We start from the raw sequence: 16,181 nt of genomic DNA on the forward strand, positions 1-16,181 counted from the left end.
AAATATACATGCCCTAAGCTTGCACAAATCATTTCTACCCACTTCAAAAAATGAATACAAAATCATCAAAAAGGTATATAATTACACGCTTTATCAATTAAAAAAACTAATGCATCAGGAATTAAATGAAGTCACAAAATGAAATTCTAGATAATTTAGGCTTACTCTACGAGAAAAATCAATTACCTACCATTGAATCTTCCGTTGAACCGAATGGTGGGGTTTTGAATCTTGATAAAGCGCTAGCTGATAATCCAGAATGCTGGGATACCATCACGACAGGTTCCGTTCAACTCGAAAAAAAAGCCATCATTATCAAATGCAATTTAAATGAATCGTCACCACATCTTTATCTAAAACAACGAATTATAAAAAAATTAATTGATGATAATTTTTCCATATACGTTCCTACTCGGGAAGGTTTAAAAAAAATAGACGATGAGGAGCAAGTTGATCAAATCCATAAACAATATTATGAACTGGATCCAAGTCAAGAAACTGCTCAGTTAAAAAAATTAAATCTCATTCGCGATCGTGTTGATTTTTTAGATGTATCTGGATTTAATGATCTTTGTACCAAAATTTTAAACTCTCCAGATGCATTTTTTCATTTTATCAATTTCTTAATCATCGACTTGGTTCCCCTATACAAAGAACTGTATTATTCTGAAAGGTACGATAGAGGTTTGCTCAGCGTCATCGAATGGTCTTTTGACTCTCCTCTTAATCTGGAAAAAGATTGGCTTAAAAAATATTGCAATTTAAACAAAGAAATTTCAGATAACCGCACCCAAATACCATTTCCGCCATTTCTGCAATCATTAATAGATGAAAAGAATTTTAATGATCCTGGCATTCTTCTTCTTCCCTATTTGGAGCAAAATTATCCAGACTTACTCAAAAAACCAACTCATCTTACTTTGACCAACAGCAAGCTCTCTTTATTTTCTTTTCTCAATCAAAGAAAAAGCCTTTTTTCACTGGTCTTGGATAATTGTGAGTTTGAGGGAGAGTACCATGAGGAAGAACCAGTTAATGAACCCCTTTTGACTACCGCATTAAGGTTTTTTCAAGCAGAAGAAATAGGGTTTTCTTCAGAACAATTCTCAACCTTTCTGAATAACTCACCGAATTTGACCTCTCTTTACCTCAATAGCGGAACCATTAAAAATTCCAAGCCACAAAAATTTCAATTGAAAAAGATGGCAAATTTAAAAACCATTTCATTTTCAAATTTGCAAACCTCGTTAGCTCAAATAGGAGAGTTAATCAATGCGACACCTAATTTAACTGAACTCTCTCTAAGGAATCTTTTTGTCACTGTTTCGGATGGTTCACTAAAAATTAAGGCGCCACTTCCCCACTTAAAAGTACTGACTATCAGCTCCAGTCTCATTTTTGAAGACATCTACACACTCGTTAATTCTGCCCCCAATCTCGAATCATTAAATATTTCCTGGTTCGACTGGACAGAATTCGAAGAATCTCTAATCCAATTAGATAATCCGCTCAAAGCCCTAAAAAAAGTGACTCTCTATCAAGGGTATATGTCCTCAGGGCAACTCCATAGCCTCCTGATAGGAGCCCCCAATTTAACTCATCTTAATCTTGGTTGTCGCTTTATTGGTTCTGACTTCATTAATTTTGCACCCAATTCACTGCCCAATTTAAAAGAATTCATTGTTCCAAGAAATAAGCTACTCCCCGAACAATTACTGAACCTTTTAGCCGCTGCACCGAATTTAAATGAGATTAAAATTAATAATCCCAACAATCTTCTTGATCTGCTGAATCGTTTGGCACCTGGTGCACTTCCTTTATTAACTCACGTTACTTTTACTTCAGATGCCTTGTCCTTCGCAGAATTAAATCAATTAATTAAAATAGCACCTAATTTAAAATCAATATCCTATCCTAATCCCCAAAATAGTGTGGATGTACTTGGATCACAATGGCTTCAATACAGTTATCCGCACATTGAAATCACGTTTTTGGGAGGCAGCTCAGAGAGTACTCAAAAATTCGTTGCACCAAATGATGGTTCTCTGTCGCTTGATGGAAATATAGGCAAACCCGAGCACATACCTACTTTACCTGCACGAACAATTTTCAAAGCAAAAGAAGGCCCAAATCCTCCTGTTTCCAGTTACCATCTTGACACATTTTTTTGGTCTCCCCTCAATAAATGCTTTAAACCCTACATCCCTGGAGAAGAAAATTTAGAGCCTGTTTCTGAATCTTTAAAATGTTCTATACAACAATTAGAGGAACAATTTGACCATCCACATACATCCCCAAAATCGGTGTATGGTCAATTTATTTTTGAGGATCCCCAAGTCGGTAAATGGCTTCAATTACCCGCTTTAAGTACCAACGATAAACTCATTAATTATGCTGTAGAACAGCCGGATTTTGAAATAAAAAGGTGTCCCGCTTCTGGTTATTACTTCATCAAGTTTAAGACAAAAGTAGAGTCTTGCCTTGTGAATTATATCCTTGACCCAGGGAATAATGTTGATTTCACCCTTGATCAAAATGCCCCCAAAGAACATCTCGAATGGATATCCAAATTATCCTTTGACGCAAAAGGAAAATTAGTTAACTGCGAAGAATATCAAAGGTTGTTAAAACTCGATGCCATACAACGCATTCAAGCGTTAGCCGAATATTGTCGTTTTGAAAACGAATCAGCGGAATCTGATATCCATGGTAATGTCATTGACGTTTTGAATGCCTTAATCCAACAACGAGCGGGGGTTTGCAGGCATAGAGCGCAACTCTTTTCAGCTCTGGCGGATGCGTTGAACATCGATGCCAGCCTGGTTAGTAACGACACTCATCAATTCGCACTTGTAAAAGACAACAACAAACCTTTTACTCTGAATTTAGGTGGAGGGGCTGCGAATATTATTGATCTTCCAATGCCTCCCCTGATAAAAAAACACGATGCCAAGGCCAAAGAATCAGTAGAGGAAACAAAAAACACCGTTCCCCCCTTAAAAGCAAATAATCGATTTCAAACCTGGAATAGCTTCCCTATTCAAGCCCAAAATGCGGATGAGCTGGCACAGATACTTACTTCTAAAGATTCGCCCTCAAGGCAATGGCTTATTTTTAAAAACAATCAAGGTATAGAAGCGTTACATCAAGCATCCTTATTATGCAAAAACACGTTGTTTTCACGTGACCTCGATTCGCTGGTACTTCGTAACACGCGGGTCGAACACAATAAAGACCAACAGGTAGATAGTCCAGTAAGTCAATTTTTAAAGAATGCCACGTTAAATCCGAATGAATCCTTTACTTGGTTCATTAACTGGTCTGCTCCCAAAGCACGTCATGTCAGCTTAAATAGTGTTATTGATAATGAAGACCGTAAGCTCGGAGATCTCCCAATCCCACCCAATGTGCATATCGTCGTAGGAATGGACGAACGTTCTGCATTCAAAATGGGTGATGATTTTTATTCACGCTTTGATGCAATCAGCCAAGCACCTGAGATCCCCTCCGTAATCTTGCCAGAAATAAAACCGAACCAACCTATAAGCGACAATGATGTTCTTTTTCCTTCGCTGCTCAATTGGGAGTCCATTTTTCTAGGACGACATACTTTTGATGAGGGAACTTTAGACATTGCACCAGGTGCCCTCCTAAAAGCATCTAAAAATAAAACCACCAAATTAGTTTTGCATAATGCGCCGTTTGAAGATCCTAAGTTCCGTTTCTTGATCAAAGAATTGTTAGCAAAGAAGCGCTTTTTCTTTAATGGTGAATGGCATGAGCTACACAAGGATTTTCATCTGGAGTTTGCCCAACCTGATTTAAGTACCTACCCCGAGGTTTTGACGCCTAAAGAAACCCCTGCGAAAAAACGAATTGTCAACCAAACGACATTGCCATTATTTTCCGGTCAATACAAAATCACCAAAAATCATACACTTAAGCCGCTGCCTGGATTTTTTGCTGCCGATGCCGCTCTTGAATTAATCGTCACCGATAATTTAACTGAAATCCAGTGGTATAGCCTCTTACGGGAAGCCCAAAAAGCATCCTGCGCCCTAACGATTAAAGCAACGCCCAAGGTATTCATTCCTGAGCCATTAAAAAAATGGGTAATTCCTATAGAACCATTAGGACAAAAGAGTCGACTCATTATTTCCAATGATTTAGATGATGCGGAGGAAAAATACAAAGCAGAAGGCGCCATCACCATCAATGTTGACCCCAAAACCAATTTTAACAGTTTGTTCTTTCATGTATCATTAAAAGACAAACAATTTAAAGGTCAAGACACTGAATTACTAGAAGCCATTAAAGGGGGCCAACCGGTAATTCTCAAAGGACAATTCTCAACAACTTTTGCCCAACAAGTACAGACCCTCTTCGTTGATCCCCCCACACTTTGGGTCAATGGCGAACCCGTTTCAGCGCCAAACATCACCTTAATTACTGACCATGCAGCTCCTTTTAAAGCCGTCCATAAGACAACCCATGAGTACAAACCTGAAGAAGATTTCGCCCGCTTAACGCCTGGTTTAGCAGAACAGTTACAGAAAACCTACCAAAGGCTCCAACTGACAGCATGTCATAGCCATTTTATTGATTTGCCTAAGGACCCAACTCAGCATTCAAAATGGCTGAATCATTTAATCCAGCGACTAGAGCACCGAGCAGGAATTCTTCCTGACCATGCTGAGCCAACTACTCCTGAAATGGTGATGAACTATCTGGACGATCATTCATTTGTGTTTCTAACGAGTAAAACTGGGGCTGGAAAGAGCTATTTTGTCCAGAAAATCCTGCCTAAGTACGGTAAGCAACATCTCAAACCCATCAAAATCTATCATGGATTGGCTGGAGTAAAAAACTGGCTTGAGCATCAGGATGCAAGACAACCCATATTATTTCTTGATGAAGCCAATATCAGTCAGAATCATTATGCGTTGTTCGAAGCACTGGCACGAGGTGATAAAGAGTTTTGGTATGAAGGAACCTGTTACCCATTAAAAAAACATAAAATTATCTTTGCAGGAAATCCGACTCATTATGAGGGACGTTTTGAGCCTGATTTATTTAGACGCTTCCCCCATTATTTGTCCTTTGAAGGGCAACGCTTGGATAACATTTTAAGTCCTTTACTTAAGCACTACGATGATGCAAAAAGCTTGTTGAATCTCATTCAAACTTACTATATCAAAGCACAAGCTGCCGGACTGAATATTACCTCCCGCAATGCGCAAATGATGTGTTTGCGCTTTTCCATCTTAAAAGAGTTGTCGCAAACTAAATTGCTATCCCATGATTTTCTAATGCGATATGCCATTTTAAGCGAAATCAAAACTTTAAATCTCGATAAAAAACTGAGCCAATCCATTCGTCTTGAGATCAAGCAGGAAAAAAACTGGAAACAAGAAAAAAAGCCACTCAAAGAAGTCTTGCAACAATTACAGCCGCAAACGATTGATAAAAAATTCATCTGGACTGACTCACGCAAGAAAATAGCATTAAGCATCGAAATGTTGTTACTTATTCGAGAAAAAAAGATAAAAGGTCTTTGGGATCAGGAATTGGGTATCAATGGAATCATTCTCGAAGCAGAACCGGGTCTAGGTAAAAGTCAATTAGTCTATGCATTGCTGAAAGCAAAAGGGGTTGAATACCACACCATTGCCCCAACCAATCCTAAAGAAGTACAAGCGAAACTCTTAGATGCGTTTCATAAAGGACAAGTCGTTTTTATTGAAGAATTCAATACCCAAGTGCATGAAGAATTACTTAATGCATTACTTTCGGGCTATGACCTTGAAGGAAATCCGCCAAAAAAACCCGGGTTTTGCCTCATTGGGACCCAAAACCCAACCACCTTTCACGGCAGACAACCTTTATCCAAAGCATTAGATAATCGTCTTATGTTGGCCGAATTAAGCCATTATAACTTCAGCGAATTCATCCAAATACTGACAGAAAAATTCCAATTGCTTGTAGAGAAGGCAAAAACGATCACTGAAGAGTATTTTTCAGCACGCACCTATGCGCAAAGTCAAAGCTTATTCCCACCCCCAAACCCACGAAATGTCATGAAAGTGGCGGAGGAAGAACAAAGACATGAAGTATTGGTGTTTTAACACTCGATGGCCATTACAAAAGCTGCATTTGTAGTAGGGTGAGCCTTGGCCCACATCGTTAATTACCCGCAAAGTTTTTTTGTTCGGTCAAGGTTTAACCTACTTCAACACGGGTTTCGTTACCGCATCCAGGCTACAACACTCACAAAATTCCTATTGGGCTACACTTGAGTTATAAGAGGAATAACAGGAGTGCTCAAATGGACACATCGAAGTTTTTAAGTAAAGTCCTTGGGATTTATCTCATTGTGGTCAGCTTAGCCATTCTAATCAATCTGCATCAATTTACCCTCTATGTCCAAGAGTTGTTAAAGGATGGTCCATTAATGCTCGTCCTGGGGTTTTGGACCTTTACTGTGGGTTTACTGATGGTTGTAGCTCATAATATTTGGCAATGGAGCTGGCGACTTTTAATCACGATTATTGCCTGGATTATCTTATTAAAAGGTGCAAATATGATTTTTTATCCGCACTATATCGATAGAGCGACCCTTTTATTTGTGCAAAATAATAGTATTGCCTACAGCGCTGCCGGATTTGATCTGATCATTGGCATCATCCTCTGCTATTTGGGTTTTAAACGTTAAACGTGCAGCCAATCGAGCAGGCTCTCTGATCTCTCGTTACGCTCAGGAGACGTAGAGAACACAGAAAGTCAGTCATTTTGGCCAAGAGAATAGAAATATAAATAGGTCCTAGTCAATTTATAGAGGATTAGGTAAAGTATTAAGACCGATTATTTTTTCAATTAAGGGAATGGTAATGAAAATTTTGGCAAAATCGCTTTTTTGTACGGTCTTTTTAGCTAATATTGCTTTTGCTGATGACATATCACAATTTAATACTCAAATTCAAAGCCAGTTAAAACAATTGCAAACCGATCAACAACATCAAACCCAGCAGATGAACTCCCAGCTGCAGGAGCAAATTAAAAAAGTACAAGCTGATTTGCAACAACAAATTCAATCGGTAAATACTCAATTGCAAAATCAGATAAAAACAGTACAAAGTCAGCTACAGACGCAAATTCAAACTGTAAATACTCAAGTGCAACAATTAGCAAGCAAACAAGCATCTCAACCCATATCCGTTCCCGCTCCAGCTGCTCCGGGAAAAAAATAAAGTAATTAAATCACCTTTCCCGCGCGAGCGGGAACTCTTTATTCCACACCTTCTTAATACTTCCTCATTCTTGTTTTCATCTATTTTGGTCTTTTCACAAGCCTTAAGCGAAAGAAATCTTGGAAGATGACAAAAGAATTTCTCAGCTGATGTATCTTTAAGCAAAAAATGCATTAACAGTATATACTTTAAGATAAAACTGGATCAGAGCAACAGATACACCAATTTGTACGTAGTTGAGGGGATGAGTGAGGGAACATGACCAGACGTCAAATAGACTATCAAAAAGTGGCTAGCGCCGCAGAGAGAGTTAAAAAACAAGGCCGAGAACCATCGCTTACGAATGTATGCGAAGAATTAGGAATGATTACACCAACTCCTAATTTATCCACGCTACTTGAAAAATGGTATCACACACAACCTGAGTTTCAGCGCTCTATTAAAGCCCCACTGTCAGAAAATATTAATGTGAAGACCCATAATATTCTTGAAAAAAATATAGAACTGGAAAAATCTTTATCCTTATTGCGCGCTACTCTTGAATCCACTGCTGATGGCATCATGATGGTTAATGGTAAAGGACAGGTGGTGGATTGGAATCAAAAGTTCGTGGAAATGTGGCGAATCCCTTCTCATATGTTGGAATCTGGCACCGAAAGTATTGGCTTTGAATACATTTTACAACAGCTAAGTAACCCCGAAGCAGTCATTGCTGATGTGAAGTATCTTTATGAAAATCCAGAATGGCAAGGAGAATTACCTGTTTTACATTTTAAAGACGGACGAATTTTTGAGCGCTTTACTCAACCCCAACGAATAGGTTCTGAAATTGTTGGCAGAGTATACAGTTTCAGGGATATAACCCAAAAGCTCATGGAAGAAGATGAACTTCGCATCCGAGAGCGTGCCATTGAAGCAAGTACGCATGGTGTAGTTATCCTTGACATTTCCAAACCCAATTTGCCGATTATTTATGTTAATAAAGCCTTCGAGCGCATCACTGGATACAGTGAACGACAAATATTAGGACAAAATCTTACCTTTTTGCATGGCAGCAAAATGGAACATGTAAATCAAAAGCGAATTAACCTGGCAATTAAGGAACTACGTGAAGAGACCGTGGAGTTAGAAAGCTACCGACGCAACGGCGAAGTGTTCTGGGCGGAGGTGAGTGTCGCTCCCGTTAGGGATTCATTTGATAACGTCAAACATTATGTCTGTATTCTTAACGACATTACCCAACGACGTGAGATGGAGCAACAATTAATTCAACAAGCAACTCATGATTCGCTCACTGAATTGCCCAACCGAGTATTATTAATTGACCGTGTGGATCAAGCCATTTTACAAGCGAAGAAAAAAGGTTCTATGTTAGGCTTTTTATTTCTTGATCTGGATCATTTCAAGATGACTAATGATACTTTGGGACATAGCATTGGCGACCGGCTGTTACAAGCAGTGTCCAACCGCTTACTTATTGCTACTGATGATTTTGATACCGTTTGCCGCTTAGGCGGTGATGAGTTTGTCATTTTATTACAAGATGTGGCAACTGAAATGCAAGCGCAACAAAAGGCAGAAGAAATTCTCACGTCAATCGCAAGACCCATTCAAATTGATCAGCACAATTTAAAAATTACTGGCAGCATCGGTATTAGCTATTTTCCTAAAGATGGTGATGATTATGAATCTTTAATGAAAAGTGCGGATCTATCGATGTATCATGCCAAAGACAGCGGCCGCAATACCTATCGCACTTATGACAAAGAGATGAACATGCGCATCATTAACCGCATGCAACTCGATAATGCGTTACGTGATTCACTTAAGAGAAATGAATTCCATCTGGTATATCAACCCTTTATTAATTTGGCTACAAACAAAATTATTGGCTTTGAAGCCTTATTACGCTGGCACAGCCATATTCTAGGCGATGTTCCACCCAATGATTTTATTGGCATGGCTGAAGAAAATGGTTTAATTCTTGATATTGGTCTGTGGGTTTTGCGCGAAGCATGCAGCCAACTGGTACGTTGGCATGCACAAGGTTATGATCAGTTAACAGTTGCTGTAAATATTTCGGGACGGCAATTCCGTCAAGCACATTTATCTGATGTCATTGAAAATATCCTTCTTGAAACAGGCTTACCGGCCAAATTCCTGGAATTGGAGCTTACGGAAAGCTTACTTGTGGATAATGTAAAACATGCTGTGGAAACCATGTATGAATTAAAAGACATGGGGGCAAAATTAGTCATCGATGATTTTGGCACTGGCTACTCCAGTTTATCTTATCTCAAGCAATTTCCTGTAGATAAATTGAAAATTGATCGTTCATTCATTAGTGAGTTAGTCAATCGGGAAAATGATGCCGCCATTACACGAGCCATCATCAACTTAGGGCATAGCTTAAATTTAGAGGTACTCGCTGAAGGAGTAGAAACCGATTTACAACGTGAATTTATTATGCAACATGGTTGTGATTATGCTCAGGGATATTATTTTGCCATGCCTCAAAAACCAGAAGAATTAAGCGAATTTATTCTTCGTCATCTTTAGAATCGCTACAACTGCACATCACCCCAAGCTGTCTCTAAGGCATCTCTCCTGTATATTCGAACTACACTTAATCCCAAGCGTAGCGAGGGATAACGTAGGGGAATGCCTTGGAGAATCGGGATGACTTAGGTGGCTCGGTATGATGTTCCATTTATATTTCCTATGATTCTTTCAAATCGGTATGATTTTTGCTGGTAAAAATTAGGCTGAGAAGTATTAAGAGAGTTTTTTATGTCGCATTGATTGATTAATTGAAACAAGCAATCGCAGTACTTTGTTACCTGATATGAGTTGGTACAGGTTTACTGCATTTAAGGAAATAGCGAAACAGGGGCAGAGGTCACTGACATTACCTTAAGAATCCCCTCTCCCACTTGTGGAAAGGGGTAGGGGTGAGGGTTCATTCGTTGTAATACCCTCATCCGCCCTAGTGGACACCCGCTCCCTTCAAGAGCGAAGGGATATTTCCCAAAAATGGCAGTATTGAAACCTAGCCTCAATTACGGCTGCGATTGTTTTAAGGAGAATGGAATGAAAGAGGTAACCATTATTGGATCGGGTTTGGCAGGAACTTTACTCGCACTCTATTTGGCCAAAAGAGATTATCAACTTGAGGTTGTTGATGCACGGCCTGATCTAAGATTTATGAGTACAGATGATGGACGCTCCATTAACCTGGCCTTGTCATGTCGTGGCATTACTGGCATGGAAGGGGTCGGTATCATGCCCCAGGTGAAAAAGCTCATGGTTCCTATGCGCGCCCGTGCGATTCATGAACTTCAGGGACAAATTAAATTCCAATCCTTTGGACGGCATCATGATGAATACATCAATGCCATTCAACGCAATGAACTCAATATGTTATTGCTTAATGAATTAGAAAAATTTCCTAAGGTTAAACTTAGTTTTAACAGGAAACTCATTGATTTGGATGTTGACAAAAAAAGGGTTACTTTTGAATTATCCGATGGTTCCTTCATAAACCAAAAATATGAGCTTTTAATTGGTGCGGATGGAGCAGGTTCATGCGTTCGTGAGCAATTAAGGGCAAAACATTTGCTTCATGCCTCACGCACGTTCCTACCTTATGGATACAAAGAGCTTTCCATTGGTGAGCCTGCGCAAAATCATCTCATTCACGAACATTTACACCTGTGGCCAAGAGATGCTTTTTTATTGCTAGGCAATCCCAATCTTAACCAGTCAATTACAGGCTCCTTGTTCTTGCCCACTGAAGGAAAAAACAGCTTCGCTGAACTGGAAAATGAATTGAAAATCAATGCCTTTTTTAAAGAGTCCTTCCCAGATGCTTATGCGCAAATGCCTAATTTATTGGAAGAATTTACCCAACACCCTATGGGTAATATGAGTACTATAAAATGCGACCCCTGGTATTACCAGGATCAATGCTTATTAATCGGAGATGCCGCTCATGGTGTAGTCCCCTTTTTTGGTCAGGGAATGAATAGTGCTTTTGAAGACTGTCGTATTTTAAATGACCTTCTGGATAAATATCATGATGACTGGAAGCAAGTCATGCCGGCATTTTATCAATCGAGGAAGGTAAATACGGATGCGGTGGCTCAAATGTCTCTGGATAACTTCCATGAAATTCAAATTGATATTAGAGACAAGCAATTTAACTTAAAGAAACAGCTGGAACATGAATTAATGCATCGATATCCGGAACATTATGTTTCAAAACACGTTTTGGTAATGTTTACCAATACCCCATATGCTGAGGCACAAGCACATGGTGAGTTACAAGCACAATTTTTAAATAAAATATGCGACAAAGTGGAGCGAATTGAAGAGATTGATTGGAATAAAGTAGAGAACGAACTTAAACAATATGACAAAAAATTGGCATAATTAAACTGAATTTTAAAATATGTCAAAAAATTCAAGGGATTCATTTGTCAAAAATTTGGCAATTAGGCTAATTTTTGCTCATTTTTATTGACAGAGCACTCTGCCTTTTGATGAAAATAAGGGCCAAAATCCCCCTTTTTATCATATTCGAGCAAAAAAGAGAAAAAAAAGTTGGTATGCGTCATGCATTGTTAAAATTGTCCAACAAATTTATTCTCATGGAGATGGCTATGAAAATCATACAAGATTATATTGATTCCAAACAACAAGAATTCATGAATCATCCTTTTTTTGAAATACTCGAACAATTGAAAAGTTTAAAAGAATTGAGTTACTTTGTTCCTGAACTAACCTTTTGGGCAATGACGTTCCAAGATATTTTAAGAATAAATGAAGAACGAGTGAACGACCCCTACTTAAGAAAAGTTGCCCGTCATCACAGGCTCGAAGACGCAGGCCATGAAAAATGGTTTCTGCATGATAAAAAATATATGGGAGCAGTTAATATCGATCCAACAAACGATACAAATGATGTAAGTTGGCTTTACAGCAAAGAAACTCAATTAACTCGTGATGCCGCCTATGCTATTTTAGCTGAGGTTTATAAAGCGAGTGATGAAATTCTCAATATTGTTCTCCTTTTAACAATTGAATCATCAGGCCACGTTTTCTTTGAAAAAGTTTCAAAACAAGTGAAAAAAACAGGGGAAGATAAAAACCTCAAATATTTCTCTACATCACACTTGGAAGTAGAAATGGCTCATGCCTTGTTTGAAGAAGAAATGGAGCGCTCACTGTTTTCGAGAAAAGTACCCATTCACACTCGACGTGAAGCATTAAAATTGGTAGACCGATGCTATGATGCGTTTAACAAGATGTTTGATGGATTGATTATTGCTTGTAATCGAAGACTCGAATTAGCAAAACAAAGGAATCATCAAGATGCTGCAAACAAAGAACCAGTGGAACTCATTTCACATAAAGCAGTGTAAAAAAGAGTTTGGACAAGCGGTGCTCAGCGATGAGCACTCGCTTTTTTTATTTCATGAAGATTTTGGTAAACTCATTCACTCTAATCCTGTAGCCGTCTTCGAGCCTAAGACTATTGAAGACGTGCAATCATTTATCCAATATGCCCATACCCATCAATTGCCTATCACAGTTCGTGGTAATGGAATGAGCCAAAGCGGGCAATCACTTGCAGTTCCAGGTGGATTAATCCTGAGTATGAGGCACTTCACCAATACATCGGAAGCGGATGCAGGTTCGATTTGGGTTGACGCCAACGCCACTTGGGCATCTTTATTAGAGAGCTCGTTAAAACAGTCTATGGTTCCTTATGTAGTTCCCCATAATTGTAATTTATCGGTTGGCGGTGTGCTCTCTGCTGGAGGGGTAGGTGCTGCATCATCCAAATACGGTAGCGTTGTGGCTCATGTAAAAGCCTTAGAAGTGGTGCAAGCAAATGGAAAAGTGGTCCATCTAGAGCAACATTCACCTTTAATGTCTGCTTGTTTGGGCGGGCAAGGACGCTTTGGTCTGATCACCAAAGCGTGCATTGCCTTAAGACCCTGTTTAAAAAAGGTGAGAACATTTTTTTTGCTTTATGCAGATAAGAACGAATGGCTGCATGACCTGCTTTTGTGCCAAACCAATGCAGATTATGTGGAATCATTTTGCACCCCAGCCTTACAAGGTGCGAAATTATCGGAAAAAGGTCGCCTCCCTTTTGCACAATGGTTTTATGCGCTGCATGTCGCTTTGGAGTATGATAATGATCCTCCTGCTTTCAGTGACTTAGGCTTAAAACCTTGGCGGCTTTTACATACCCAAGATGAATTAATCCATTCTTATTTGCATCGTCATGATTCACGCTTTAATGCGATGAAAATGACAGGGCAATGGGAGCTACAACATCCATGGTACGAGTGCTTTATATCGGGTGCACAATTGGAAAACCTGGAAGAGTTATTAGCTACTTTGCCGTTACACTATGCTACTGTAGTACATGTTGCACGAATTGCTTCCCACTCCCCGACAGGATTTTTACAACTTCCTAAAGGTAAAGATATTTTTGCTCTGATGATCCTGAATCCCGGTTTACCAAAAGCGTTAATTCCAAGTTGTTTGGAAGCCATCAAATACTTAGATGCACTCTTTCTACCGCAAGGAGGTAAACGCTATCTTTCTGGATATTTAGGTGATGCTCCGGATAAACACTTTTGGCAACATCATTTCGAAGAACGCTATGATGATTGGGTTCAATTGAAAGAGCAGTATGATCCACAAAATATTTTTTGCTCTGTGTTGCATCCTGAATAATTGTAACCTGGGGTAAATCCAGGTATTTCCCTTCTCCCCTAGGGGGAGAAGGGGCCCGTCAGGGTGGATGAGGTCGTTAGGCACTACCCTCACCCCTGCCCCTTCCATAAATGGGAGGGGGATTCTTATGAACTTCCAAAATTGTGCTGCGCTCCTCAAACTATTTGGGTTTAAATTCCATTAAAGTAAATAAACTATTCGTAGGATAACTGTTTTTAAAAGTAAACCCCGTGGGTTCAATTGATTTTTGCCATTCGGATAAGGTACGTTGCCGTCCTCCTAATAAGACCATCATCACCAGATCCATCGTTTTATTTGGGTGTGGCTTAGTGTCATCGGGCATGACTTGCTCTGCAATAAACAAGGTTGCATTTTTCGGCATTTGTTGTGCGCAGTTCTTTAAGATTTTGTGCATCAATTCATCATTAAAATCATGCAAAACCCCCTTAAACACATAAGCATCTGCTTGGGGTATTGTCGCAAAAAAATCCCCTTCTTGAAGGGTAACTTGTTTGGAAAAGCTCTTGCGATCCAATTGACCAATCACGGCCGGCGTATCAAAAAGAATCGCTGTTAACTCAGGATATTGGCTGGTGATTGCTTTCAAAAGTCCTCCTCGGCCTCCCCCCATATCGACAATGCTGGAAAAAATCGAAAAATTAAATGCTCGGCTGATAGCTGTTTCATCATAAGAAGATAATTTCGCCATCCCTCGATCAAAATTTTGCTGTTTCTCTGGGTGTTGGCTAAGAAAACTAAAAAAATCATCTCCATGTTGCAGTTCAAACGCAGGTGTCCCTGTCTTAAGGCTGGCATCTAACTGAGAAAAAGCTTGCCACCAAACATCATCAACCATACACAATACATCACGCATTGAGTGAGGGTCATCATCCCGAAGCGGTTTAGATAATTCAGTTAACGAATAAAAGCCATTATCGTATTTAAATAAATCATAACTTGTTAAAAATTTTAAAACCCTATCCAGCAATTCGGGCTTGCTTTCCGTGAGTTTGGCCAACTCATCAATCTTTTTAGGTCCCAATGCAAGATGATTCGCGATACCTAATTTGGCGATGGCATGTAATGCCCGTGAAACCACATACCACCGAGACATAATCGCTAATTGAATATGAGGGTTGTCCATTTGAGATTGCATTTATAATTCCTTTTAATACGATTTATTTATTATTGGTTAATTAGATAAAAAAGTTAAGTATTAATCGTGTAATTTCTCAATCAGTGCGGGCTGATTATCTATGTTCCCCTCAGCTGCTGCTTGCCCTTAGCAGGTAGGCTTTGTATTTGCCAACCTTATTAAGAGGGTACTTTATCCCCAAAAAAACGTACGCATGGATATCGAACTGTTCTCAATACCCTCATAAATGAAAACCAATTCATCTTCATTTCGTGTTGCACCTAAAATATAGAGCAATGGATAATAATGATCCGTTGTAGGGACACTCAATTGACCTGCCTCGGTCTTATCATAATGATTGATCAAAGCGTTAAAATCCCGAGTGATTAGCTTTTCCTTGAGCCATTCATCATACTCTACTGCCCAATCATAGGGCCTTGATTTGCATTCCCAACTAATCTTAGAAAGGTTATGTACCAGGTTGCCACTACTGACTATAAGAATGCCTTGTTCACGTAACCCTTGTAATTGCTGACCGATTTGATAATGAAATTCCCCGGGTTGCTCTATGGCGATACTCAGTTGCACGATAGGAATATTCGCACGAGGATATACATGTCGCATCACCGACCAGGTTCCATGATCCAATCCCCATTGCCCGTCATCTAAATGAATTGCTGTCCTTGTCACAATGGTTTGAATCAGTTCTCCCGTCTCAGGGGAACCAGGGGCTGGATATGAAATATTGAACAGTTTTTTAGGAAACCCATAAAAATCATGTATCGTTTTGGGATTTGGCATATGGGTAACCCAAGAACCTTCGGTGAGCCAGTGAGCTGAAATGCATACGATTGCCTTTGGTTGAGGGATTTTATTACCTAATGCATGTAAACTCGAGGTAAATTTATTGTTTTGAATTGCATGCATAGGACAGCCATGGCCTATAAAAAGCAAAGGCATCCGCGTGTTGCTGCCCCAATTATCCCTAATGTCCATAATCAAGCACCGTAAGTCAGTACTCACTTAGTATCAATATTAGTTCAAAA

The 16,181-nt window shown here is 39.4% G+C and carries 9 protein-coding genes; 7 read left to right on the plus strand and 2 right to left on the minus strand.

The genetic code is table 11. From position 1 onward, the window contains the following. Positions 1–125 precede the first annotated feature (125 nt). From EL022_RS00595 to EL022_RS00625, 7 genes are all read left to right on the plus strand, one after another. The gene (locus EL022_RS00595; RefSeq protein WP_028380843.1) at positions 126–6,125 is read left to right on the plus strand and encodes a MoxR family ATPase; all 6,000 of its coding nucleotides are present in this window, start codon (positions 126–128) and stop codon (positions 6,123–6,125) included. Positions 6,126–6,325: 200 nt separating this feature from the next. Then, positions 6,326–6,712 (plus strand): hypothetical protein, encoded by a 387-nt coding sequence (locus EL022_RS00600; protein WP_028380842.1) that lies wholly within the window; start codon positions 6,326–6,328, stop codon positions 6,710–6,712. A 175-nt stretch (positions 6,713–6,887) separates the two neighbouring features. Further along, entirely contained in the window at positions 6,888–7,247 is a 360-nt protein-coding gene (locus EL022_RS00605) for a hypothetical protein (protein ID WP_028380841.1), read from the plus strand. A 258-nt stretch (positions 7,248–7,505) separates the two neighbouring features. Beyond that, a complete protein-coding gene (locus EL022_RS00610) occupies positions 7,506–9,806 on the plus strand; it encodes a bifunctional diguanylate cyclase/phosphodiesterase (RefSeq protein WP_028380840.1) in 2,301 nt (766 codons plus the stop codon). A 531-nt stretch (positions 9,807–10,337) separates the two neighbouring features. Continuing rightward, positions 10,338–11,678, plus strand: a complete 1,341-nt coding sequence (locus tag EL022_RS00615; protein ID WP_028380839.1) for an FAD-dependent oxidoreductase — start codon at positions 10,338–10,340, stop codon at positions 11,676–11,678. Positions 11,679–11,908: 230 nt separating this feature from the next. Beyond that, on the plus strand, positions 11,909–12,670 hold the full coding sequence (locus tag EL022_RS00620) for a hypothetical protein (protein WP_028380838.1): 762 nt from the start codon (positions 11,909–11,911) through the stop codon (positions 12,668–12,670). Beyond that, positions 12,621–14,000, plus strand: coding sequence for an FAD-binding protein (locus EL022_RS00625; RefSeq protein ID WP_028380837.1), 1,380 nt, complete (start codon positions 12,621–12,623; stop codon positions 13,998–14,000). The genes EL022_RS00620 and EL022_RS00625 overlap by 50 nt, the downstream gene beginning before the upstream one ends. Before the next feature lie 160 nt (positions 14,001–14,160). Here EL022_RS00625 and EL022_RS00630 read toward each other — a convergent pair whose 3' ends face one another. After that, complete coding sequence (locus EL022_RS00630) at positions 14,161–15,156, minus strand: methyltransferase (protein ID WP_028380836.1); 996 nt, start codon at positions 15,154–15,156, stop codon at positions 14,161–14,163. 171 nt (positions 15,157–15,327) lie between these two features. Continuing rightward, complete coding sequence (gene ygiD, locus EL022_RS00635; RefSeq protein WP_035900724.1) at positions 15,328–16,131, minus strand: 4,5-DOPA-extradiol-dioxygenase; 804 nt, start codon at positions 16,129–16,131, stop codon at positions 15,328–15,330. Positions 16,132–16,181 lie beyond the last annotated feature (50 nt).

This window comes from Legionella cherrii, from assembly GCF_900635815.1.
Lineage (GTDB): Bacteria > Pseudomonadota > Gammaproteobacteria > Legionellales > Legionellaceae > Legionella > Legionella cherrii.

Bases quoted from the DNA above. Each gene is read 5' to 3' on its own strand.
- EL022_RS00600 (WP_028380842.1), top strand. From the start codon at position 6,326: ATGGACACATCGAAGTTTTTAAGTAAAGTCCTTGGGATTTATCTCATT.
- EL022_RS00610 (WP_028380840.1), top strand. From the start codon at position 7,506: ATGACCAGACGTCAAATAGACTATCAAAAAGTGGCTAGCGCCGCAGAG.
- EL022_RS00595 (WP_028380843.1), top strand. From the start codon at position 126: ATGAAGTCACAAAATGAAATTCTAGATAATTTAGGCTTACTCTACGAG.
- EL022_RS00605 (WP_028380841.1), top strand. From the start codon at position 6,888: ATGAAAATTTTGGCAAAATCGCTTTTTTGTACGGTCTTTTTAGCTAAT.
- EL022_RS00630 (WP_028380836.1), bottom strand. From the start codon at position 15,156: ATGCAATCTCAAATGGACAACCCTCATATTCAATTAGCGATTATGTCT.
- EL022_RS00615 (WP_028380839.1), top strand. From the start codon at position 10,338: ATGAAAGAGGTAACCATTATTGGATCGGGTTTGGCAGGAACTTTACTC.
- EL022_RS00625 (WP_028380837.1), top strand. From the start codon at position 12,621: ATGCTGCAAACAAAGAACCAGTGGAACTCATTTCACATAAAGCAGTGT.
- ygiD (WP_035900724.1), bottom strand. From the start codon at position 16,131: ATGGACATTAGGGATAATTGGGGCAGCAACACGCGGATGCCTTTGCTT.
- EL022_RS00620 (WP_028380838.1), top strand. From the start codon at position 11,909: ATGAAAATCATACAAGATTATATTGATTCCAAACAACAAGAATTCATG.